Consider the following 22,953-nt stretch of genomic DNA (forward strand, 5'->3'; position numbering starts at 1 on the left):
TTTCGCTGTTAGAGTGCCACTCCGGTCAGGTCCTTGAGGTCCTTCTCGGCGGGTCCTGCGATCACCTTGCCTGTCGCGCCGAAGCGCGAGCCATGGCAGGGGCAGTCCCACGTGCGCTCCGCCGCATTCCACGCCACGACACAGCCGAGATGCGGGCATACCGCACTGCACAGGTGCAGCTCGCCCTCCGGATCCCGATAGGCGGCCACCCGCTCGCCATTGTGCTCCATCACCCGGCCCTCGTCGGGCTCCAGGAGCTGGGGGTGACCGTCGGGCGTTTTCAGCCAATCGCGGATCATGCGCAGCGTGGCGTCCGCGTTCTCCTTTAGATACTCTTTCAGCGACAGCGGCGTCTTGCGTCCGGGAGCGAAGAGCTTCGACCACGCATGCTCCTCACCGCGCACCCAAGCCAGCGCCATCATCGCCGCCGCCGTGCCGTAGGTGAAGCCATTCCCGGAAAAGCCTGTCGCGACGAACTGATCCTGCACCGTCTCGCCGATATAGGGCAGCCCGTCCACCGTCTCGATCACCTGGCCGCTCCAGCGATGCGTCACTTCCGCATCCGGAATCCATTTCGTGAGCCACTCCTCCAGCCGAGCGAAGCACTCGTCCGGATCACTCTCCTGGCCGGTCTTGTGATCCTCGCCACCGAGGATGACCTGAGCCTCGCCGCCTTCTCCCGCCTCCATGCGGACATATCGGAAGGGCTCCGCGGTGTCCGACCAGATCAGCTCCTTCACCCCGTCCGCCGGGATGCGCACGCAGACCGCATAGCTGGAGTAGGGAAAGAGCTTCGACTGGAAGAGCGCGGCACCCATCGTCTGAGCCGTGCCCTGCAGCGGCACGTGGGTGGCGATGATCACCTTGTCATAGCGGACCTCGTGGCCGCCGGCGATCACCCGCTTCGGATCATCGTGAAATTCATCCACGGAAGTATGCTCGTGGATCTTCGCGCCGTGCTTCACCGCGTCCGCGGCCAGTGCGCGGAGATACTTCAGCGGGTGGAATTTCATCTGCTCCCGGAAGCGGATCGCCGCGGTGCCGGTGACGGGATTCACGCCGTCCATCACCACATCGAATCCGAGCTCCAGCATCAGCTCCTCCTCCCGCCGCAGCGCGATGCCGCCCATGCTCTGGTCCTCCTCGTCATCCAGCGCCAGATAGCCCGGCACAACAGCGAATCCGCACCCGATGCCCAGCGACTCCACCGCGCTGCGGATCATCGCCATCGCATCGCGACCGGCTTCCCACGCGAGGCGGGCATCATCCTTTCCCAGCGTGTCCACCAGCTTCGGCAGGCGCGTGTCCGTCAGGTAGGTGAGGTGCGCCGTGGTGTGGCCCGAGTCGCGTGCGCCGATGGTCTCCCGCTCCAGCAGCGTGACCCGCCGTCCTTCCCGCGCGAGAAGCCACGCCGCCGTGACCCCCGTGATGCCCCCGCCGATGACCAGCACCCCGGTCTCCGTGTCCTCTGCGAGCGTGGGGAATGCCGGACCATCCGGCAGATCCAGCCACAGGGGCAGGTTCTGCAGTTCCACCTCCATCTCGCGCGCATCAGTGTCTCCAGCCATGACCTTCCGCTCTCGCAAACCGCGTACCAGCGGAATACCAGCAGGTGATGTGGAAATCCCATTCCCGGCGTGATTGCATATTTGCTCGGAATGGAGTGCGGATCGCTTTGCATCCGCCCGGCAATCTTCAATCGCACGTAGATACCCGGCCTGCGGGTAGTTTGCAGTTTCTGGAAATTGCAGGATGGTGCAGTTCGCAGACTTGCGTCCGTCACACCGGCATTCCCAGCACCCAGCCATGCACGACATCGAACGAATCCTGCTTCAGGACGGCCCTGAGGATGGCCGCATCCTATCGATGGATGCCCTCCGGTCGCTCATTTCCGACCCCGTGGACCGGCCGGAGGAAATCTGCCTCTACATGGAGTCGGAGTCGCCGGAGTCGCGCTTCGTGCCGGTGCTCATCGGACGCTATCAACTGCGGGAAGTGCGCGGGAAGCAGGCGTCCTACCGCTGGCAGACGGCCTGAGCTGCTAGGCCGACGCTTCCCCGTGGCGATTTCGATTTGCCCGCGCCCGGTGTCTTGGCGAAATTCCGCCCGGCACTCCTTCCCAACCTCTCCCGATAGAAAACCCACCCCTTTGGCATCTTCCGATCAGCCCGTCGAAAGCATCCACCCAGGCGAACTGGAAAAGGCGCTCCGCGACGCCCGGTCACGGCTGGATACCACCCTGGCCGCCGCCGAGATCGGGACCTGGGAATACGATGTGGTGAACAACCTCGTCACCGCGGACCCGAACATGGCCCGCATCTTCGGCATCGACGAGTCCATCGCCACCACCGGCGCGCCCATCGAGGAGTACATACGCTCCATCCATCCGGACGATGTCGAGGGCGTGCTCTCGGAGATCGGCCGTGGCATCGACTCCGGGGACCGCTACGAGGCGGAATACCGTCTCATCGGCAGCGACGGCACCATCCGCTGGGTGGTCGCCCGCGGGAGGATCACGCGGGATGATGCCGGCCGCGCCATACGCCTGCCCGGCGTGGTGGTGGACATCACGCCGCAGCGTCTCGCGGAGCTGGAGCTGCGCGCCACCCACTCGCGCTGGCACCTCGCACTGGAGTCCGCAGGGCTCGGGGCATGGAACATCGACCCCGCCACCATGACCATGCGGACGGACAACCGCTTCCGCATGATCTTCCACGGTTCGATCGCGCCCATCAGCTATGAGCAGAGCTTTGCCGCCCTGCACCCCGACGATGCCGCGCGGGTGCGGGATGCTGTTGCCGCCTCGGTGGACCCGGAGTCCGCGGTGCCCTATTCGGAGGAATACCGTGTCATCCACCCCGATGGCTCCGTGCATTGGGTGGCGTCGAAGGGGCGGGCGAATTTCGAGGGGACCGGCGCGTCACGCAGGCTCGTCAGCTTCGACGGCACGGTGAGCGACATCACCGAGCGGAAGAATGCGGAGGCCGAGCATCGCAAGACCGAGACCGCCCTGCGCGAACTCGCGGCGAAGCTATCCGAAGCGGATCGCCGCAAGGATGAATTCCTCGCCACCCTCGCCCACGAGCTCCGCAACCCGCTCGCGCCGATCCGCACCGGCCTGGAGGTGATGCGCATGTCGGGCGACAAGCCGGAGGTGGTGGAAAGGCTCCGTCGCATGATGGAGCAGCAGACCACCCAGCTCGTCCGTCTCATCGATGACCTCATGGACATGTCCCGCATCACCAGCGGGAAGATCCAGCTCAGCTCCGGGAGCATCCTGCTGGCCCCGGTGATTCACTCGGCCATCGATGCGGTGCAGTCGGCCATCGATCAGGCGGGCCACCGCCTGGAGATCGATCTGCCCGCTTCCACCCCGCCCGTCACCGGCGATCCCGCGCGGATCGCCCAAGTGGTGTCGAATCTCCTGACGAATGCCGTGCGCTACACGAATCCCGGAGGCACCATCTCGCTCTCGGTGGCCGCCGCGGACGGACAGGCCGTCATCCGCGTGAAGGACAATGGCATCGGCATCTCGCCGGACATGCTGGAGGCCGTTTTCGAGATGTTCCGTCAGACGGACCAGGTGGGACAACGCAGCCGCGGCGGGCTTGGCATCGGCCTCACGCTGGTGCAGCGCCTCGTGGATCTCCATGGCGGCTCCGTCCAGGCCTTGAGCGACGGCCTCGGGCACGGCAGCGAATTCGTCGTCCGCCTGCCGCTTTGCACCCGGGAGGATAGCGGCGAAGCTTCCATTGCCGGGCCTGAGATGCCGCCTCCGGCACCACGGCGCATCCTCGTCGTGGACGACAATCTGGATGCGGCGGAGACGCTCTCGCTTTCCCTCACCATCGGCGGGAACGAAGTCCGCACTGCCCATGATGGCGAGGACTGCATCGCTGCCGCCGCTGCCTTCCTGCCGGACATCATCCTCATGGACATCGGCATGCCGCGCATGGACGGCTACGAGGCCGCCCGGGAGATCCGCCGCCAGCCCTGGAGCACCGGCATGGTGCTCGTCGCCCTCACCGGCTGGGGCCAGGAAAGCGACCGCGACAAGACGCGCGACGCCGGTTTCGATCATCATCTGGTGAAGCCCGTGGAGCCCGCCGCGCTGATGGACCTGATGCGCAGCCTTGAGAAGGAGACGCCGCTCTAACAGGCTCCCCCAGACCGGGCAAACTGCCCGACATGGTAACCCGCCAGCCTTCCTCTCAAGCAGATCTTAGGGACACGGGAGTTCATTTACAGCGTGGACTTTGCGGCTATTGGTTGGGTCTCCTGCCATTCCCGCCCCACGCATGCCTTCCGAAGCCCCATCTCCCGGACACGATCGACCGGAAACTGCCTCCACGTCCGGCGATGCGGGCACCCTCGATTTCCTCAATCGCCTGACGAATTCCATCCTCGGCATTTCGGATCCCGAGCAGATCATCGCCATCTCGCAGCGCATGCTCGGCGAGCACATGGACGTCTCCCGGGTGCTGGTGGGCGAGGCGATGGAGGATGGCGAGCGGGTGAATGTCCATCATACGTGGGCCAAGCCCGGCATGCCGGATGCGAAGGGCATCCACCTGCTGAGGGACTACGGCGAGGAGCTTGCCAAGGACTACCGCGCCGGCAGGATGCACATCCGCCGGGATGCCGCGCAGGAAAACCCGCCCGGCCCGGAGCTGGATGCCCTGCGCACCATCGGTGCCGTGGCAGCGATCGATGTGCCCGTCCTCATCGAGGGCGTCTTCCGCGTGCTCGTCGTCGTCCATCAGGACACGCCGCGGGATTGGACGGATGGCGAGATCTCGCTCGTCCGCCAAGTGGCCGACCGCACCGCTGCGGAGGTGCGACGAGCCCGCGCACTGGAAGAACTGCGGGAGAGCGAGGTCCATTTTCGTCAGATGGCGGACTCCATGCCGCAGATCGTGTGGGCCGCGGATTCCCAGGGCATCCCGTATTGGTTCAATCGCCGCTGGCACGACTACACCGGCCTGCCGGAGGGCCACCTCACCGCAAGGGAGTGGCATGGTGCCTTCGTCGCGGAAGACCTGCCGCCCATGCTGAGGGCGTGGGACGAGGCGCAGAAAAAGGGACAGCCCAGCAGCGTGGAGGTCCGCCTGCTCCGCGCGACCGATGGGGCCATCCGCTGGCACCTCGCCCGCGCGAATCCCGTGCCGGGCTCCGATGGAAAGGTCGTGCGCTGGTTTGGCACGCTCACCGACATTCATGACCAGAAGCTCGCCGCGGAGGCGGAGCGCGAGAGTGAATTCGAGGCTGCCACTGCGCTCCGCATGGCATCGCTCGGGCGCGTCGATTGGGACCTGAAGACCCATCAGGTGGAGATGGATGCCCGCGTGCGGGAGTTCTTCGGCTTCGCCCCGGAGGAGAAGGTGACGGTTCAAGATATCTTCCAGCGCATCGATCCCGCGGACCGTGCCCGTGTCGAGGGTGCGGCCGGGGCTTCCGCGGAGCACGGGACGCTGCTGGAGATCGAATACGGAGTCATCGCCCCGGGGAAGGAGCGTCGCCTCATCTCCAGCATCAGCCAGGTGGCTGCCGGTGCGGACGGGAAGCCGGCCCGCGTCTATGGCGTGCTGGGCGACGTGACCGCACGCCGCCGTGCCGAGGCCGAGCGCGAGGCATTCGTCCGCGCGATCGAGACGGAGAAGGCGAACCTCGCTGCCATCATCGAGAGAGCCCCGGCCTTCATCTGCGTCCTCCGTGGCCCGGACCACGTGCTGGAGATGGCGAATGAGAAATACTCCGAGCTCATCGGCCGGCCCGCCACCCCCGGCAAGCCGATCCGCGAGATCCTCCCGGAAGTCGAGGGCCAGGGATTCTTCAAGATGCTGGACAGCGTCTATCTCACCGGTGAATCCATTGGTGGAACCGAGGTTCCCGCCGTGCTCGGACCGGACGACTCGTCCCGCCGCACGCGATACATCAGCTTCAACTATCAGGCGCTTCTGGACCCGGACAAAAAGCCGACCGGCGTCTTCGTCCACGGGGTGGACGTCACCGAGTCGGTGCTGGCGCGCGAGGCCGTGGAGACCAGCGAGCGCCGCCGCCGCATGGCGCTGGAGGCCGCTCAGATCGGCTCCTTCAATATCAATCTACTCACGCAGGAAGTCGTCACGAACGAGCGCTTCCGCCAGCTCATCGGCTTCACCGGTGACCAGTTGCGCTTCGAGGATGGCCTGGCCACCGTGCATCCGGACGATATCGGTCGCGTGGTCGAGGCGATCAATGCCGCCACGCGTCCCATCGATCCCGTGCCCTACGCCGCGGAGTATCGCGTGATCCACCCGGACGGCTCCGTCCATTGGATGGCCGCGCGCGGCGGCGTCACCTTCGGCGAGGGGCCGCAAGGTCGGCAGCCCGTCAGCTTCGACGGGACCATGGGCGACATCACCCAAAGAAAACTGTCCGAGGAGGAGCTGCAGTTCCAGCGCCATCTGCTGGAGCTGATCTTCCGCGAGTCCCCTGCCGAGATGGCACTGTGGAAGGGCGACGACCTGATCTTCGACCGGGTGAATCCGCTCTATCAGGCGCTCTTCGGGGATCGCCAGCTCATCGGGCTCCCCATCCTCGAGGCCATCCCGGAGCTGACGGGCCAGGGCTTCGACGACAAGCTGAGGAAGGTGATGCTCACCGGTACGCCCATCATCGGCCGCGAGGTGCTTGCCCGCATCGCCAGGGCGGACGGAGCCCCGCCCGAAGACCGCTACTTCGACTTCACCTACCTCCAGGTGCGGGACCCGGAGGGAAAGCCCTACGGCGTGTACGATCACTCCGTGGATGTGACCGACCGTGTGCGATCCCGCCAGGCGCTGGAGCGCAGCGAGGAGCAACTCCGCGCCGCACTCGCCGACCGGCAGTCGCTCCTCGATGCCGAGCGCGCCGCCCGTGGTGAAGCGGAGATCGCCGGGAGGATGAAGGATGAATTCCTCGCCACCCTTTCCCACGAGCTGCGCACGCCGCTGAATGCCATCGTCGGCTGGACCCAGCTCCTCCAGATGATGCCGGACCAGACTCGTCTCGCCGAGGGACTCGCCATCATCTCGCGCAATGCGAAGGCGCAGACGCAGATCATCGAGGACATCCTCGACATGAGCCGCATCGTCAGCGGCAAGCTGCGGCTGGACGTCCAGTCCATCGAGCTGGAGTCACTCGTGCGCGCCGGCGTGGAGACGGTGCAGCAGGCCGCGGATGCGAAGGGCGTGCGCCTTCAGGTGATCGTCGATCCCGCCGCCCATGCGATGTTCGGCGATCCGCACCGCCTGCACCAGGTCTTCTGGAACCTGTTGTCGAATGCGGTGAAATTCACGCCGAAGGAAGGACGCATCCAGGTCACGCTCAAGCGCATCAACAGCCACGTAGAAGTCAGCGTGATGGACACCGGCGCGGGCATCGAGCCCGCCTTCCTCCCCCATGTCTTCGACCGCTTCCGCCAAGCAGACGCCAGCATTACCCGCCACTATGGCGGCCTGGGTCTTGGTCTCGCCATCGTGAAGCAGATCGTGGAACTCCACGGCGGCTCCGTGAAGGCTTACAGCCCCGGGAAAGGCGAAGGCTCCACCTTCACCGTCAGCCTTCCCGTGGCCATCCATCACCCCGCCAGTATTCATGCGGACACCACGCGTGTACACCCGAGGACCACGGCAGAGGATGGACCGCCGACGCCGCTCATTCCAGGCCAGCTCGACGGCATCTCCATCGTCGCGCTGGATGACGAAGTGGACGCCGTCACCTTCGTCGAGCGCCTGCTGGTCGGCTGCGGAGCCACCGTCCACACCGCCACCTCCACCGCGCAAGCGTATGAACTGGTGAAGCGTCACTTGCCCGACGTCATCGTCAGCGACATCGGCATGCCCGGCGAAGACGGCTACTCCTTCATGCGCCGCGTCCGCGAACTACCGCCTGCCGAAGGAGGCCGGGCACGCGCCCTCGCCGTCACCGCCTACGCCCGCAGCATCGACCGCGTCCGCGCGCTCGAGTCCGGCTTCCAGATGCACATCGCCAAGCCCGTCGATCCCGCCGAACTCATCGCCAGCGTCGCCGCCCTTGCCGCGAAGGTGTGACTTTCAGCCATGGCGGTGCCGGTCATTGGACTGGCACGAATGCTCCCCGTAACGCGGCCTTCATCAGGTGCCATGGCAACAAATGCCATGACACCCGGTGAATGATAGGAGTCAGGCCGAAGGAGCTTCCGACCACGCCTCACGGATCGTCGCCAAAGCGGTCTGCGCCGCCGCAGGATTCGCCAGCGGCGCGTCTTCCGCCAACTCACTCGCGACGATCTCCGGCAGCTCAGACGTGAGAAGCGTCACCGTGGGCGCACATGCCCGCAGCCCGTCTTCCGCGAGGCGGGCACATTCCACGTGCGAGGCGGAAAGACCCAATGTGAGCAGCATCCCGTAGCTGGTGGCCGCCGTGGTTTGCGCAACGATGTCGTCCCGCACCATGCGCGATACCGGATGCTCGCGCATCTTTCCATAGAGTCCGGCCAACACTCCCGTGGCAGTCATCACGCCCTCCTTGATCGCGCCACCGAGGGCTCCGCCTTCGTCCTTCGAGATGGCCTTCAGGCGTTCCAGCCTGGACTCGCTCTGCACCGCGATTCGCTCCAACAAGGCGGCCAATCTTGAATGCCTCTTCACACGATCGTCTTCAAGCTGGCCGCGGATCGCCTTGGAGACATCGGCCTCGAGACCGATCATGTCATTCACATACTGCTTCAGATTGCTGGCGTGGGTATCACTCATGGTCCCACCTCCTCGCAACCCGCGTGCCTGTCGTCCGGCAGGGCATCCCCGAGACCTCTTTCTCCGCAGGGACAACATCTCAGTGCAGCAACACATTCGAACTCCCTGACAGGGGCCATGCATAAAGCGCCGAACGAATGGGAACCGTTGCAACTTCCAAAGCTTGGCTCATTCCGTCGAGCTTCCCAACGGAAACCGGTCGCCTCTCCCTTTGAATCAACTCTACGACTTCTGTCTTAAAATCGCCTGCAAAGGCTCAAGTTGCTTCGTCTGGAAACTCAACCGACTTCAAGGCGATGGCCAATCTCCGATCGAGCCCAACAAAAGCGGCCGGAACCCATGGGGTCCGGCCGGTCGGGCAGGTCTTGATGAAAGGTGCGGGTGTCCGGCGTCAGCCTTGCACCACGACGACCCGGACGAAGAGCTCCGGGAGGACTTCGCTGGGAGTTGCGGTGACGTGGCAGACACCGCCACTGATGCGGGACCTGAAACTGACGGTGGGGCCGCCGGTTGGCCCTGCGCCGTCGGGATACCAGTCAATGAGGTCCTGCGACCACTCGTAGGAGCCTAACAGATCGGCAGGCGGGTATTCATTCATCGGATGACTGAAGGTGAAGGTACCTCCACTTGCGGCAATGCCGGACAGGCTCGGGCCGGGCTGGTTCGGGTGGGTGCCGAACCACGCTTCGAGGCCGTTCGTCAGGTTGTCGGAGTCCGGGTCCAGCAGGAAGCCTTGGGCCGATGGAGGCAGGCCGAAGGCGGGATCTGACATGTAGGACGCGAAGTCACTCCCGCGGATCGTCCCCTGCTTCGTGAGGCGGACGGCGTCGTAATTCGTCTGCACTCCGTAGCCGCGCAGCCGGATCTCGAGTGGCTGGCCGAGCTGCGGATGACTTTCGCCCGTGGTGAATGCGGCGAGGACATCCTTCCACCGTCCGGCAGCAGGTGCGCTGCCGGTGCCGCCGCGATTCGCGCTGTAGTCAGAAGCCAGCAGGCTGCCACCGGCCCAGAGCTCAATGCCGTAGCCCGGGTAGGTGGGATACGGTCCCGCAGCCAGATCCGCGCGCCACCCGGTCGCCACGGCGAGGGAGTAGGTCGTGCCGGCCTGTAGCGTCTCGGCGAGCGTCTGGCGGATGCTGTCACCACCGTTTGCATAGGCGTAGATGTCACCATCCGGCATGGGGTCGCTGTATTGGCCCGCACCAATCCAGCCGTAGCCGGCACCGGTGCCGACCTTCGTCCACGAGGCGAGCGCGGATGCCGTGCTGATGCCCGGGCCCGGGATGCCGCCGGGCACCCAGCCGCCGAGCGCGCGTGCGCCTTCGAAGCCCGGTTCGGTGATGTGGATCGACGTCCTCTCATGCGTGGAGAAGCTCCACGTCGCCTTGTCCGCAATGCCGCCGAATGCCTCGCCAGAGGCCCCGGTGATCGCACCGCCATCAACCAGCACGTGATAGGTCTGCTCGTCCGCCAGATCAGCCGTGGGATCGATCACCAGGGTGCTGCCGGTGAACCGGAGCCTCGCCGAAGACGTGACGTCGAAGGCCTCCACCTCCACACCATCGCCGGAGCGCACCAGGACGATCCTGCCGCTTCCGGCGACGATCTTCCGGTCAAATCTCATCACCAGGTTTCCGCCCCGGGGCACTCCCGTCGCATCGCGTTGCGGAGACAGGCTGTTCAAGCGCATCGCGGCATCGTCCACCACCGTGCGCACCGAGGTCCTCAGCGTCACCTCCTGACCCATGGAGGCGGTGCCCCCAGCGGTGCCGGTCAGCAACACCTGCACTTCATTCGCCCCGGGCTGGAGCGCATCGGTGACATCGAGCGAATACGGCGGCATCCACAGCGTGTCGTAGGTGTGGCCATTCAGCGTCACCTTCGCCATCACCGACACGGCTCCGAGGTCCAGGGTCACCCGCTTGCCGGTGCCAAATCCGGCGGGCAGCGTGAAGGTATTCTGCTTCACCACGGACGAGGCCTTGCCATTCTGCAAGGTGCTCTGCCAAGCGCCGGGAATCGTGAAGCTCTGCGAGCCCTGGCCGATATTCACCTGGCGATCCGTGCCATCGCTCATGGCGAGATTGTAGATGCCGGCGCTGCCGCTCTCCGCGACAAGCCGGTCCTCAGCGTCGTAGGACAGCTTCAGCGGTGAGACCGGGCCGCTGACCGCGGTCACGGAGGGCTGCTCCGCTGCCTTGCGGAAGACGAGGAAGAACGCGTCCGCACGATCCCTCACGTCGAAGGTCACGCGCGTGCCGCCATCCACCGCCTCGTATCTCGCGAGAGGAGTCACCTCGCCCGTCACCGGATTGAATAGCTCCGGAACTTTCCCCGTCACCCGGAAAGTGGCCGTGAAGGGACCCGTGGTGCCGAAGTTGCAGACGAAGTACTGCATCCCCTCGTCCAGCTTGCGAGCCTTCCAGCGGAGCGTGGCCGAGGCATCCGAGAGCATCGGCTTCACCCCGGCGGCGGCGAGGGTATTCGCGGAAAGCGGCACGCCGGTGAAGATCTTGCCTCCCTGCTGGATCAGCTCGTCGAGACGCTGACGGATCTGCGGGCGCATGTGACCGAGCCCGGCAGGCAGAGCGAGGAACTTCCATCGTGCGGAGATGCGGGCCGGATCGCTCTCGTCATAGACCACCCAGTCGCCATCCACGATGTGGAGCTTCCGCAGGATCGCGTCCGAGCCCATGTAGTCGAAGTCATAGCCGGCGGGCACCGGATTCGCAGGGCCCGTCATCTGCGGCGCGTGGTCGCCGATGTAGACGGCGACGTCCGCGGCGGGCTCGCCTTCCTGCAGCATGTAGTGGCAGCGCTGCAGGTACTTCACCCAGTCGCGGCCCTGGACGAACCACGGGGTATTCCGGTGAAAGGCAGTGCCAAACCACGGGTTGTTCCCCGGCTCGCCATCCGCAGGCTGCTGGACATAGACGTGCAGGACGAAGTGATTGATGCCATGGGTGAACATCTCCTCGCCGCGCGCCTTGATCGTGTAGGGATGGTGCTCGGTGCTGAAGCTGCTGGTGAAGGCCTCCGCATACACTCGCTGCTTCCCATAGATGTGCGCTGCCGAGCTGGCGGCGCGGCACTCCAGTGGTCCCAGGTCATTGCCTGAAGTCCAGAACTCACCGGCGATCGCGTCCGCGTGTCCGCCGTAAACGAGGAACTCACCGGGATAGCCCCAGTGCCCGTAATTTTCGCACCACAAGGTGAGGCCGTTCTCGCGGGCGACCTCGCTGAGACCGCCGACGAAATTTTCCGCGATCATGTCGGCCACCGTGCGCCGCATGTCCCACAGGAATTGATCGGAAGCACCCGCGCTATCGAGCACACGGCCCGTGAGGATGGGGAGCATGCGGATGGGATCGTAGCCATTGCGCTCCAGGAACTCGGCGTCGAAGCCATCGGTCCAGTTCTGCGAGCCGCGCTCGTAGCTGTCCATGGTGATGCTCTTGAAGACGGACTTTTGGTCCGGCGTCATGCGGTCGAGCAACTGCCCCATCATCGAGTCGAAGTGATGGCGCGCGTGCGTGCGGTTCATCTTGTCCACCTCCAGGCCGGTGCCTTCCGGCGGAGCGGGGCCGTTCTTCGTGCCGGTGGTGACCATGCCGAAGTACATGAGCGTCCAGTCGCCGGGCGGCACGGTGCAGGTCAGCACGCCATCGCTGCCGAGATGCTCCGTCAGATCGAGGATGCCCTCGCTCTTGATCACGGAGTCCGGATCGCCGGGCTCCACGGAGTCCGGGAAGATGTAGGATTCCCACGAGGGATTCGGCGTCGGGTGCATGCGGCCCATCTGCTTCTCCACGACCTGCGCCACGGTGGGCGAGGAGGTCAGCTCGACCGGGATGCCGGGATCGGGATCGAGCTGGAAGCGGTCCGCGGTAACATCCGGGAAGCTGAAGGTCTCGGCACCATTTGGCAGGAAGTCCGTTTGCGCGCTGCCGCCATTCGCATTGATGCTGGCGACCACCTGGCGCTGGCCGTTCTTCACCGCGTAGAGCGTCGTATTGCCCGTGCCATGCACGATCAATCCGCGCGCGGTGAATGGCTCGGTGCGGGCGAACTCCAGCACGCCGCCGGCCGTGGTGGGAAGACGCCACGGGGCGATGCCCATGGTACCCAGCACATTCGCAGGCAGCCATTCGCCAGCCGTAGTCTTCGCGCTCTCCCAGGAGGAGCCGCTGTCATGGCGGGCGACCGTGGCACCGCTGGCGTTTTTCAACACCACGCTCGCGATGAGTCCGGCGGGACTCGCAGCCGCATTGTTCACCGCGACGGTGACCGTATTGGTCCCGGCACGCAGGTGAGTCAGGATCGAATACTTCTCGATGGAGGTCCAGACACCGTCCTGACCCACCGGGGTGCCATTGACGGAGACGGTATAGCTATCGTCCGCGGTGAGATCCACCGTGGCCGAGCCGAGCGAGCCCGGGGTGGCCTCGAAGGACACCCGGAAATAGCGGATAGCCGCAGGGACCGAGGTGAGCGCGGCGCTGCCGTCCTCCGGATGCCAGATCCATCGGGCCGACGCCAGCGGCGCGCGCTGCGGATTCTCACCGGTGAGCGTCACTGACTCCACCCGCGGCACCGCGAGGACGGCGATGTCTTGCCCCGCTGGCACATCCACAGGCCGCACGAGCTGGCTGAAGCTGCCACCCTGGATCTCCTTCTCGCTCCACGTCACCCGTCGCATCGATTGCTCCGGTGTGATCCACGGTCCGCCTGCCTGGCTCCATCCAGGGCTATTGAAAGCACCGAGCTCGACGGAAAGCCGCTTCGCTTCGCTGAAGGCATGCAATGTCAGCTCGTACCACTCCTCGGTGAACATGTCCACCGACCCCGATGCGCCGCCCTCGCCATCGATGTAGGCGATCATTGCGCGGCGGATCCCGACCGAAGCCATCGCCTCGAGATCCTTGGTGATGCCTTCCTTGGTATAGCTGCCATTCAGCCAGTACCAGAAGGTCCACGGCTTCGTCTCCTCCGGCGGATTCTTGAAGCCCTCCACCATTCCGTCCGCCGCACCCGCGGTCGGCATCGGCACGGTGCAGAGCATGCACAGGGCTAGGGCCAGAATGGGGCTTTTGAAGAAGTCATTCATCATGATGTCGAAGGGATCACATTATCCATTGGTATGCTCCGATACTAGGAATCATCATGATCTCGTTCAAAGCGTTTCACGCCAGATTCCACGCCACCCCTCAAAGCTTTGCGACAAGGTCGATAGCTGCCTTTGAATCAACATCTACATGAATATTACGGGAAATTTTTCGATTCCAGCTCGATTCCTCACTCCAGATTTTGCGACACATTCCGTATGACTCACCTGTGATCGTTTTCCCGGCATCGCGAATGCTTGGGGCTTCCCGAAAGGATAAATTTCGACAGCACCGCTCCATGAAAGGACGCAACCGTTATCACTACCTGCCCGTCGATGATTCGGCGGTGGATTGGGGATTCTACGTGACCACGGCGGGCCGCACGCTGGACCCGGCGGGTGCGGACGCGGACCTGCCCTACGGGGAGCATCCCAGCATGTATCTCTTCGACCAGCACTCCGAGTCGCGCGAGTCGGCGCTGCAGGCATCCGCGCGGGAATCCGGGCGCGTGCTCCCCGAATTCGCCATCGTCTTCACGAACCGGACGCACGGGGTCTTCGAGTCCGACGAGACCGGGATCGTGGAGTTCAAGTCCCCCACCCTCATCTTCCTCTTCCCCGGAGTGTGGCACCGCTATCGCTCGATCCTCGGCCCTCAACAATGGCTGGACCAGCGGTGGATCTGCTACAATGGGACCGGCGCCTACCGGCTGCTGCGCCAGGGATTTGTCACGCCGAAGACCGCCATCCGCCCGGCGGCCCGCCCGCGCCAACTGGCGTCCGCCTTCGACCAGTTCATCGATCACATCACGGCAAATCCGCTGGAGAATCCGATCCTGCTATCGATGCACGCCATGAAGCTCGTGGCGCTCAGCATCGAATCCGCAAGACACCCCGCCCCGGAGAAACCGGGCGACACCATCGCCCCGCCACCCGCGAACGACGACCTCGTCACCCGCACCATGAACCTGATCTGGACGGTCAGCCACCGCGGAATGTCCGTGGACCAACTGTGCGAGCTGGCCGACGTGAACCGCCGCACGCTGGAGCGGCGCTTCCGCGCGGCACGCGGCCACACGCTGCTCGATGAGATCCACCTCTGTCGCTGCTCGCGTGCCCGTCACTTCCTCGAGCGCACCGACCTGCCCGTGAAGAACATCTGCTGGCTCGTCGGCTTCACCAATGTCGAACAAATGCGCCTCGTCTTCCACCGCATCACCGGCGTGACCCCCGGCGAATACCGGACCAAACTCCAACGAGCCAAAGGCCCGCCCACTGGAAGCTGAGCAAGGCGACCCGCTCTAACAGCACCGCCGACGCCTGGGGAATCCGCTTTTTTCAGCGCAGGCCGATGGTCTTCCCGCCGAAGGCGGAGTAGTCCACGGGGGTGCAGGTGAGGACGATGACCTGGAGGCCGCGCAGGGCGGCGAGGTCGAGCATGCGCTGGAGGGACTGGATGCGCGCGGGGTCGGTGTAGGCGAAGGCATCGTCGAAGAGCACCGGCAGGCAACCGTCGTGATCCGCGGCCAGGATCTCGGCGAGCGCGAGGCGGACGGCGGCGGCCACCTGCTCGCGTGCGCCGCCACTGAGGACGGAGAAGCCGAAGGTGGAGTCGTCGGAGCGGATGATTTCCAAGCCTTCGATGCCGGTGTCGGAGACATTCACACGCGCCTGCGCGGCCGGACCGAAGAGGCACTGCAAGTAGCCGGTGATGCGATCCGCAAGCGGCTGGACGAGCGCGCGGTCGATGCCTTCCCGGCAGGAGGAAAAGAGCTGGTGAAGCTGCTCGATCGCCCTCGCCCGGCGCTGCTGCGAGGCATGGATCTCAAGCGCGGCCACGTGACGGGCCAGCGCATGGCTCAGCTCTGCCTGTGGGTCCGTGCTGCCGTCGAGGGTGAGGCGTTCGCGGGCGATCAGCCGGAGATTTTCAGCTTCCCGACGACGGGCTTCCTGCTGGGCGATGGCGCGGACGAAGCGGTCGAGATCCGCGGCCAATGCATCGGGCGAAAGCGCGACCAGCGCCGCCTTCGTCGCGGCGAGCGATCCGGTGGCTGCCTGCTCAGCATCGCGGGCCTTCACGAGCGCTGCTTCCCGCGCGGTGGCATCGCCATGGGTTTCCTGAAGGATCCGGAGCTTGGTTTCGAGGTCGCGCAGGGATTGGCGGGCCTGAGCTGCCTGATCTCCATGGGCCTGGAGCTTGGCGGCTGCCGCTTCAAAGCGCTCGCGAAGCTGGGCCGCATGATGACGGGTGACGGCCTCGGCCTTCTCCGCCTCATCAAGGGTTTGCTGGAGAGTGGCGCGGAGCTGCTGCGCGGCGTCGTGGCTGCCGGGCAAGTCCGGTGAACCGGCAGCGGCGTGGCGACGCTCGAGCTCCGACTTCGCCGCCTCATGCGCGGTCCCCGCTGCGGTGAGTTCCGCCGACAGTACTTCGCCGCCAAGGGCCTTCCAGCGGATCTCGAGCTGGGCGATCTGCTGGGTGAGGGTCTGACGCAGTTGGAGCACGGCGGTCGCCTGATCGAGATCCCGCAACGTGTGGCGATCCAGCGCATCCTTCAGCGAGCGCCGCGAGGCCTCCAGCCGGAGGCGTGCATCGGCGAGTGAAATGCCGCCGCCGGGATGGATGCGCAGTCGAGTACCGGGACCGATTTTCAGCTCGCCGGTATCGGTCAGCGTGCGCGCTTCACCGGGCACGAGCGCTTGCCCGTCGAGGCTCACGGCGACATCCGAGGCGATGAGTTCGATGCCCGTGGCCATCGCGCTGAGGCTGGCCTCGGCCTGGCTGGCGGCGCGATCCAGTTGGCGCAAGACTTCAAGATCCTTGGCGGTGATCGCCGGGAGTTGGGAAAGCGCTTCCTCCTGACCGCGGATGTCCGTGCGAAGCTGGCTCGCCTCCGCGGCGCGTGCAGTCAGCCGTGCAAGGTCGGCCGCCTTCTCGAGAACGGCGATGGACGCGACGGCGCAGTCATGCCGGAGACGGGCCGTCCGGATCGCGTCGGCGCTCTGGCGCTGGGACGTCTCCGCGGACTGGCTCAGTTCGCGGGCTTCCTTTTCCCCGGCGACAAGCGACGCCTCCATGCGCTCCGCCGGACCCAGCGAATCGCGCGACTGGTCCGCCTGCTCGTGGAGCTTGCGAATGGCGGCGTCCTGCTCTGCAAGCTGGCGCGCCAATGTGGCGGCAGTCTGCCAAGCGTGCTGCCGCGCCTCTTCCTGGCGACGGAGTTCGGCGACCTCTAACAGCTTGGCATCCGTGACGACCTTTTGCTCGCGGAGGCCGGGCAAGATGAGATCGATCTCGGCGAGTTCCCGCTCGGATCGCTCATGCTCGGCGGCCGCCTGCTCCAGCCGCCCGGCGATCTCACGGGCGCGACTCAGGGAAGCCTCCGCCTCGGCAAGCCGCGCGCGTGCAAGCTCGGGCGGCGATCCCGCCTTCAGCTTCCCGGTCGCCGTGAAAAGTTCGTCGTAACGGGCGGCGACGTGTTCTCGAACGCGTTGGTCGGTGGCGGACTGCATCACGGCGGCCAGCCCGTCCTGCTGGAGGCGATGGACGAGCGTGTCCTTGTGATCGCTGGCGTGGCCCGAGGGGTCATCGCCGGAGCTGCCCTGCCACACCCAGAGATGGGCCCAGAGGGTCGGCAGGAGTTTCGCCGCACCGCCGCCGCTCGCGGTCTCGGATTTGAGAAGCTCGGCCAGCCGTGTCTCGGCCTCGTCGTCCTTCAGCGGGGTCGCGCCACTGGCGGTCAGGCGGGTGCTGCCCTTCGCTCCTGCGAATCGCTTCTCCAGCTCCCACGTGCTGCCTGCCGCCTCGAATGTCAGGTAAATCTCCGGCTCACCGAGGTGGCGGGTGGACACCATTTCCTTCTGCGTCCGCCCGCCGGTCTTTGCCCGCAGGAAGAGCGCGCGGTGAATCGCCTCGGCCAGCGTGCTCTTGCCGGTCTCATTGGCACCGCCGATGAGATTGCGCGAGCGATCGAAGGCGACCGTGAGTTCCTGATGAACCCGGTAGTTGCGGAGAGTGAGCGAGATGAGGCGCATCCGAGGGCTGGGGAGTGAGTCGTTTCTTCCGGTGCCGCGCACTCAAGAAAGCGCCGCGTGGAGTTCGCGCAGCGCTAGCCGGGCGATGGCCGCGTCTTCGTCATCCCCATCCATGCGTGCGACCAATTGCGCGGCGACATTCGCGATGAGCGGGTCCGAGACGCGCTGGGTAAGTTCGCCGATCTCCCCGGCGGAGGGTGCCACCGTCACGCGGTTATCAAGCTTCAGCCGCACCAGCCGCGAATCCCATGACTCGAGGATCTCCTCCAGCCGGCTCGCCGCGGCGATGCCGAGTGAACCCTCTACGAGGAGCGAGAGAAGGTGAGCATCGCCACGGGTGCCGATCTCTTCATCGAGCGCCGCCACGAAGCGATCGAGATCGCCATCCTCGCCAAACCGGAAGTCCATCGCCTTCCACGAGAAGCCGGTGGTCCGCAGCGTCTCGACCTGCGGGGTGGCTCCCCTCGACAAGGTGACGCGGAGGACGTGTCCGGGGTCGTTTCCCACGCCCTTCGGAAAGCGGTCGATCTCGGGCGTCCCGCTGTACCAGGCGCGCGGCCCGACCTGCTTCGTGCCATGCCAATCGCCCAGCGCGATGTAGTCGATACCGTCATCCGCAAGCCGCGTGAGATCGATCCAGTTTGCCACGGACGCCACCTCGTCCTCGTCATCCTGCGAGGAGCCGAAGCCTTGGATGGTCCCGTGTGCCAACACGATGCGCGGAAGCCCAGCAGGCAAGGCCGGGTCATCGATGGCGGAGCGGATCCATGCGGTGGGGTCGCCGGGCTCATGACGCCGGAGCAGCGGCGCGGGGAAGATCACCGCACCCTGCATGACCACTGGCGAAGGTGACGTCAGCACCTGGAGATTTGGCGCGAGCTGCTGCCACTCCCGCTTGAAGAATTCCTGCTCCCAGATGCTCCCCGCACCACCGTGGTCGTGATTCCCCGGGATCACCAGCACCGGCACGCCGATGCTCCCGATGGCGGCACAAGCGGCGGACACGGTGGCCTTCGTCGCCTGCGGTGAGTCGAAGACATCCCCCGCGACCAGGACGAATGCCGCGCCGGCCTCCTGCACCAGACCCGCGAGCCGCTGGACGGCATGAAGCCTCTCCTGCTGGAGCCGGTGGCGCTTGCCATCGTCGCGAACCGACGAGAAGGGCTTCCCGAGCTGCCAATCGGCCGTATGGAGAAATGTCAGGGGCATGGGAGGGGTTCGCATTCCCTAGCCGCCGCCAGGGATCGAGTCCACTTGGAATTCCCGGCCTTCCTCGTGCTGATGCCTTCCCATCCCGCACGAAAAAACCCGCGGGAGTGAATCCCGCGGGTTTTTCAAATCGGTCTGATCCGGCTGGCGATTACTCGCCTTGGCCAGGCATCGGGAAGGGCAGGCCGCCGTGCGGGTTTTGCGGGGCGTCCTGGATCTTCACGAGCTCGAGTTCGAAGATCAGCACGCTGTTCGGTGCGATCTCGGCGCTGCGGCGCTGGTCGCCGTAGGCCATGGCGCTCGGGATGAAGAGCTTCCACTTCGAGCCCACCGGCATGGTGGTGAGGGCTTCCTTGAAGCCTTCGATGACCTGCATGCCCATCGGCACCGGGCTGCCTTCCGGGGAGGCGTCGAATTCGGTGCCGTCGATCAGGGTGCCCTTGTAGTTCACCATGAATTGCTTCTCCGGCTCGCCTTCCTTCGGCGCGACATACTTCTCTTCGCCACCCTTCGCGAGCACTTCGTATTGAAGGCCGCTCTTGGTGGTGATCACGCCTTCGCGCTTGCCGTTCTCTTCGAGGAACTTCTTGCCGGCTTCGAGATTCTTCTCGGCACCTTCCTTTTCGCGGGTCTGGAGCAGCTCGCCGAGCGCCTGCATCGCACCCTGGAGGTCCGCCTCGGAGACTTCCGGCTTGTCGCCCTTGAAGGCGGCCATGAAGCCCTTCACGAAAGACTCGGTCTCGATGTCGCCGGGCGTGATGCCGAACTGGCCATACTGCTGGCCGAATTCACCGCCAGCGCGGAAGCCCAGACCGTAGGAGGACTGGGTCTTCACCTTTGCGGGGTCGATCGGCGCGGCCGGTGCGGCCGGAGCCTCGGCGGGTTTCTCCGCGGGCGCTTCGTTCTGGGCGGCCGCCGGGATCAGGGTGGCGAGGCCGAAAGCCAGCACGCCGGGAGTGAGGTGGAATTTCATTGCGGCGCGGACGCTAGGGGCGGAATTCCGACTTGTCGAGCGACGCCTTTGCGGCGAGTGCCCCCTCGACACGGCCCGCCGCGGCATGCTTCGCTGCGGCATGAAAACCCCTGCCCTTTTCCTGCTGGCGGCCCTCCTTCTCTCCTCCTGCGGGGGTGGCGGCTTCGGCGGCACCAGCGTCTCCGACTCGCCCGCCGTGCTGAATGTCTCCGGCTGGGACCCGAAGGAACGCCAGCGCGGCGGCGAGGGCTATTCTCAGCACGACGTCTCCGCACTGAAACGGAATGGCGCCCACGGCCTGATCGCCCGCTCGGCGAAGGGACCGCTGCTGGACGACAAATTCGGCGATTTCCTGCAATCCACCGACCGTCAGGGCATGCTGCTCGGGGCCTACCACTTCGTCACCATGGATCAGGACCCGGCTTTCCAGGCGGATTCCTTTGTGGATCGAGTGCGTGCCACCGCCCGCAGCCGCGGCATTTCCTCGCGGAAGATCCTGCTCGTCGGGGATTTCGACACCGCCTCCTCACCGGACCGGCTGGTGAAATTCATCCGCCGCGTGGAGCAGCGCACCGGCGTGACGCCCGTGACTTATCTGGAAAACAGCGCGAAGCTCCGCGCCAGCCTCAGCAATGCCACCCCGGCGCAGAAGTCCATCATCCGCCGCTCCCCGTATTGGATCGCCCTCTACAGTCCGGCTGGCACCGAGCGCTCCATGGGATCGAACAACCTCACGCCTGACGGCCTGATGGAGCAATACGGCATCTGGGACCAGTGGGCGATGTGGCAATACGGCGGAGTGATCTGGCAAAACGGCCACTCCGCGCCGAAACACTACAACACCGGCTCATGGAGCAGCCCGCGCTACTTCGGCAACATGGCGCACCCGATGGAGCGGAATGTTTTCAAAGGCGACGTCGGCGACCTCCACGCCTTCTGGAACCGCCACGGCTGGGCGTGGTGGTGAAGGAGGAAAGTTCCAAGTGGGGAAGTCCCAAGTGCCAAGTGGAGGCACTTTGGAGGTGGCGTCTTCGTCGGGAGGCGGGTGCCGGGGTGGCGGATCACCCGGGTCTGCTCACCGCCCGCCTCTCAGGAGATCCGCCTTGATGGCCTCCGCGCGAGCGAGGGCGTCATCGACATTTGCCCCGAGGAAATTCGCGTGGCCCATTTTCCGGCGGCCGATGGCGCGGCGCTTGCCGTAGAGGTGGAGGAATGCGGAGCCATCGGCGAAGAGCGGCGTCCAGTCCGGTGCCTCCAGTTCGTCCGGCCACATGTCGCCGAGGAGATTCAGCATCACCACCGGAGACAGCAGCTTCGGCGAGCCTGCGGGCAGGCCGCAGATGACGCGCACCTGCTGCTCGAATTGCGAAGTCGCGCATGCATCCAGCGTGTGGTGGCCGGAATTGTGCGGGCGTGGGGCCATTTCATTCACCAGCAGCGAGCCATCGGGCAGGTGGAAGAATTCCACACCCATGATGCCATGATAGCCCAGCGCCTCGGCCACCTGACAGGCGATCACCTTTGCCTCCGCCGACACCGCCGGACTCACGCGGGCCGGGACGATGGAGACATCGAGGATATGATGGCGATGGCGGTTCTCCGCCGGATCGTAGGCGACCACGGAGCCGTTCGACGAGCGGGCGACCATCACGGAGAGCTCGCGCTCGAAGGGGATGAAGGCTTCCAGGACCGCGCGGTCGGTGCCGAAATTCGCCCACACTTCCGCAAGATCCTCCTCGCCGGTGAGCTTTTGCTGGCCTTTGCCATCGTAGCCGAATGCCGCGGTCTTCAAGACGGCGGGCGTGCCGATCTCGGCGACCGCTGCGGACAATTCATCGGCGGAAGCCACCACGGCGAAGGGCGCGCACGGGATGCCGTGCTGCTTCAGGAAATTCTTCTCGCGCTCGCGATGCTGGCAGATCGCCACGGCATTTGGCGAGGGGTGCAGGGCGATCTTCGCCGCCACGGCTTCCATCGTCTCGCGCGGGATATTCTCGAACTCCACGGTTGCGACGGCGGCCTTTGAAACGAACTGCTCCAGCGCCTCCGCGGAGTCGAAGGGCAGGTCGATCGCCTCGTCCGCCACGACCATGGCCGGAGCCTCCAGACCGCCGGTCCAGACCAGCGTCCGGTAGCCCATCCGGCGCGCGGACATGCAGAACATGCGGCCAAGCTGGCCGCCGCCGAGGATGCCGAGCACCGAGCCCGGGGGAATGATGGGAGCAGTCACTGCGGGGATAAGATCATCCGTGGTTCAGGTCTGCCAATGCGGGAAGTTCCGCAGCCTTCACCGTCTCGTTCTGCTTCTTGCGGAAGGCCTGCAGCTTCTCCAGCAGCGCGGCGTCCTCTCCGGCAAGCATGGCGATGGCGAAGAGCGCGGCATTGATCGCCCCGGCCTTGCCGATGGCGAAGGTGGCCGTGGGAATTCCGCCGGGCATCTGCACGATGGAAAGCAGCGAATCCATGCCCTTCAGCGCATGCGACTCCACCGGCACGCCGAGCACCGGCAGATCCGTGATGGCCGCGGTCATGCCGGGCAGGTGGGCCGCACCGCCAGCCCCGGCGATGATGCACTTCAGGCCGCGTCCACGGGCCTCGGTCGCGTAGGAGAAAAGCTTGTCCGGGGTGCGGTGGGCGCTGACGACCTCCGCTTCCCACGCCACGCCGAAGTCCTCCAACGTGCGCGCGGCGTGCTCCATCGTCGGCCAATCCGACGTGCTCCCCATGATGATGCCGACCTGCATGGGCGAGAGACTCAAGACTGGAAGACACAAGACGCAAGACTTGATTCCCTGCAAAACAGCCTCCGTTGGAACTCACCGGCCCTCTGCGGGTGCTGCGGGTCTTGTGTCCTGCGTCTTCCAATCTTGGGTCTTTCG

General features: G+C 65.5%; 13 protein-coding genes. 5 read left to right on the forward strand and 8 right to left on the reverse strand.

Going from position 1 to position 22,953, the window contains the following annotated elements; genetic code table 11:
* Nucleotides 1-8: 8 nt before the first annotated feature.
* Nucleotides 9-1,568 carry an FAD-dependent oxidoreductase gene (locus tag OKA04_RS15070; protein ID WP_264502010.1) on the reverse strand — a complete coding sequence of 520 codons (1,560 nt, stop codon included), beginning with the start codon at nt 1,566-1,568 and terminating at the stop codon, nt 9-11.
* A gap of 238 nt (nt 1,569-1,806) precedes the next feature.
* On the opposite strand from OKA04_RS15070, the gene OKA04_RS15075 reads away from it, so the two are divergent.
* The 3 genes from OKA04_RS15075 (at nt 1,807) to OKA04_RS15085 (ending at nt 8,072) form a co-directional block, all read left to right on the forward strand.
* Nucleotides 1,807-2,037, forward strand: a complete 231-nt coding sequence (locus OKA04_RS15075) for a hypothetical protein (protein WP_264502011.1) — start codon at nt 1,807-1,809, stop codon at nt 2,035-2,037.
* Nucleotides 2,038-2,149: 112 nt separating this feature from the next.
* Nucleotides 2,150-4,156, forward strand: a complete 2,007-nt coding sequence (locus tag OKA04_RS15080; protein ID WP_264502012.1) for a hybrid sensor histidine kinase/response regulator — start codon at nt 2,150-2,152, stop codon at nt 4,154-4,156.
* 142 nt (nt 4,157-4,298) lie between these two features.
* Nucleotides 4,299-8,072: a PAS domain-containing protein gene (locus OKA04_RS15085; protein ID WP_264502013.1), complete on the forward strand. Its 3,774-nt coding sequence runs from the start codon at nt 4,299-4,301 to the stop codon at nt 8,070-8,072.
* Between the two features lie 111 nt (nt 8,073-8,183).
* Here OKA04_RS15085 and OKA04_RS15090 read toward each other — a convergent pair whose 3' ends face one another.
* Complete coding sequence (locus OKA04_RS15090; protein ID WP_264502014.1) at nt 8,184-8,756, reverse strand: hypothetical protein; 573 nt, start codon at nt 8,754-8,756, stop codon at nt 8,184-8,186.
* A 391-nt stretch (nt 8,757-9,147) separates the two neighbouring features.
* The gene (locus tag OKA04_RS15095; protein ID WP_264502015.1) at nt 9,148-13,866 is read right to left on the reverse strand and encodes a glycosyl hydrolase; all 4,719 of its coding nucleotides are present in this window, start codon (nt 13,864-13,866) and stop codon (nt 9,148-9,150) included.
* Nucleotides 13,867-14,159: 293 nt separating this feature from the next.
* On the opposite strand from OKA04_RS15095, the gene OKA04_RS15100 reads away from it, so the two are divergent.
* Complete coding sequence (locus OKA04_RS15100) at nt 14,160-15,146, forward strand: AraC family transcriptional regulator (RefSeq protein WP_264502016.1); 987 nt, start codon at nt 14,160-14,162, stop codon at nt 15,144-15,146.
* Nucleotides 15,147-15,198: 52 nt separating this feature from the next.
* Here OKA04_RS15100 and OKA04_RS15105 read toward each other — a convergent pair whose 3' ends face one another.
* The 3 genes from OKA04_RS15105 to OKA04_RS15115 form a co-directional block, all read right to left on the reverse strand.
* Nucleotides 15,199-17,892, reverse strand: coding sequence for an AAA family ATPase (locus OKA04_RS15105; protein WP_264502017.1), 2,694 nt, complete (start codon nt 17,890-17,892; stop codon nt 15,199-15,201).
* A gap of 42 nt (nt 17,893-17,934) precedes the next feature.
* On the reverse strand, nt 17,935-19,101 hold the full coding sequence (locus tag OKA04_RS15110) for a metallophosphoesterase family protein (RefSeq protein WP_264502018.1): 1,167 nt from the start codon (nt 19,099-19,101) through the stop codon (nt 17,935-17,937).
* Nucleotides 19,102-19,252: 151 nt separating this feature from the next.
* Nucleotides 19,253-20,074 carry an FKBP-type peptidyl-prolyl cis-trans isomerase N-terminal domain-containing protein gene (locus OKA04_RS15115; protein ID WP_264502019.1) on the reverse strand — a complete coding sequence of 274 codons (822 nt, stop codon included), beginning with the start codon at nt 20,072-20,074 and terminating at the stop codon, nt 19,253-19,255.
* A 100-nt stretch (nt 20,075-20,174) separates the two neighbouring features.
* Here OKA04_RS15115 and OKA04_RS15120 point away from each other — a divergent pair, with 100 nt between their 5' ends.
* Nucleotides 20,175-21,041 (forward strand): GH25 family lysozyme, encoded by an 867-nt coding sequence (locus tag OKA04_RS15120; protein ID WP_264502020.1) that lies wholly within the window; start codon nt 20,175-20,177, stop codon nt 21,039-21,041.
* Between the two features lie 108 nt (nt 21,042-21,149).
* Here the strand turns inward: OKA04_RS15120 and OKA04_RS15125 are convergent, their stop codons facing one another.
* Together OKA04_RS15125 and purE are read right to left on the reverse strand one after the other, a co-directional pair.
* Nucleotides 21,150-22,304, reverse strand: coding sequence for a 5-(carboxyamino)imidazole ribonucleotide synthase (locus OKA04_RS15125; RefSeq protein ID WP_264502021.1), 1,155 nt, complete (start codon nt 22,302-22,304; stop codon nt 21,150-21,152).
* 13 nt (nt 22,305-22,317) lie between these two features.
* Complete coding sequence (gene purE, locus OKA04_RS15130; RefSeq protein ID WP_264502168.1) at nt 22,318-22,818, reverse strand: 5-(carboxyamino)imidazole ribonucleotide mutase; 501 nt, start codon at nt 22,816-22,818, stop codon at nt 22,318-22,320.
* Between the last annotated feature and the right edge of the window lie 135 nt (nt 22,819-22,953).

Origin of the sequence: Luteolibacter flavescens (assembly GCF_025950085.1) — a bacterium.
Lineage (GTDB): Bacteria > Verrucomicrobiota > Verrucomicrobiia > Verrucomicrobiales > Akkermansiaceae > Haloferula > Haloferula flavescens.

Bases quoted from the DNA above. Each gene is read 5' to 3' on its own strand.
- OKA04_RS15070 (WP_264502010.1), bottom strand. From the start codon at position 1,568: ATGGCTGGAGACACTGATGCGCGCGAGATGGAGGTGGAACTGCAGAAC.
- OKA04_RS15075 (WP_264502011.1), top strand. From the start codon at position 1,807: ATGCACGACATCGAACGAATCCTGCTTCAGGACGGCCCTGAGGATGGC.
- OKA04_RS15085 (WP_264502013.1), top strand. From the start codon at position 4,299: ATGCCTTCCGAAGCCCCATCTCCCGGACACGATCGACCGGAAACTGCC.
- OKA04_RS15090 (WP_264502014.1), bottom strand. From the start codon at position 8,756: ATGAGTGATACCCACGCCAGCAATCTGAAGCAGTATGTGAATGACATG.
- OKA04_RS15095 (WP_264502015.1), bottom strand. From the start codon at position 13,866: ATGATGAATGACTTCTTCAAAAGCCCCATTCTGGCCCTAGCCCTGTGC.
- OKA04_RS15100 (WP_264502016.1), top strand. From the start codon at position 14,160: ATGAAAGGACGCAACCGTTATCACTACCTGCCCGTCGATGATTCGGCG.
- OKA04_RS15105 (WP_264502017.1), bottom strand. From the start codon at position 17,892: ATGCGCCTCATCTCGCTCACTCTCCGCAACTACCGGGTTCATCAGGAA.
- OKA04_RS15110 (WP_264502018.1), bottom strand. From the start codon at position 19,101: ATGCCCCTGACATTTCTCCATACGGCCGATTGGCAGCTCGGGAAGCCC.
- OKA04_RS15115 (WP_264502019.1), bottom strand. From the start codon at position 20,074: ATGAAATTCCACCTCACTCCCGGCGTGCTGGCTTTCGGCCTCGCCACC.
- OKA04_RS15120 (WP_264502020.1), top strand. From the start codon at position 20,175: ATGAAAACCCCTGCCCTTTTCCTGCTGGCGGCCCTCCTTCTCTCCTCC.
- purE (WP_264502168.1), bottom strand. From the start codon at position 22,818: ATGCAGGTCGGCATCATCATGGGGAGCACGTCGGATTGGCCGACGATG.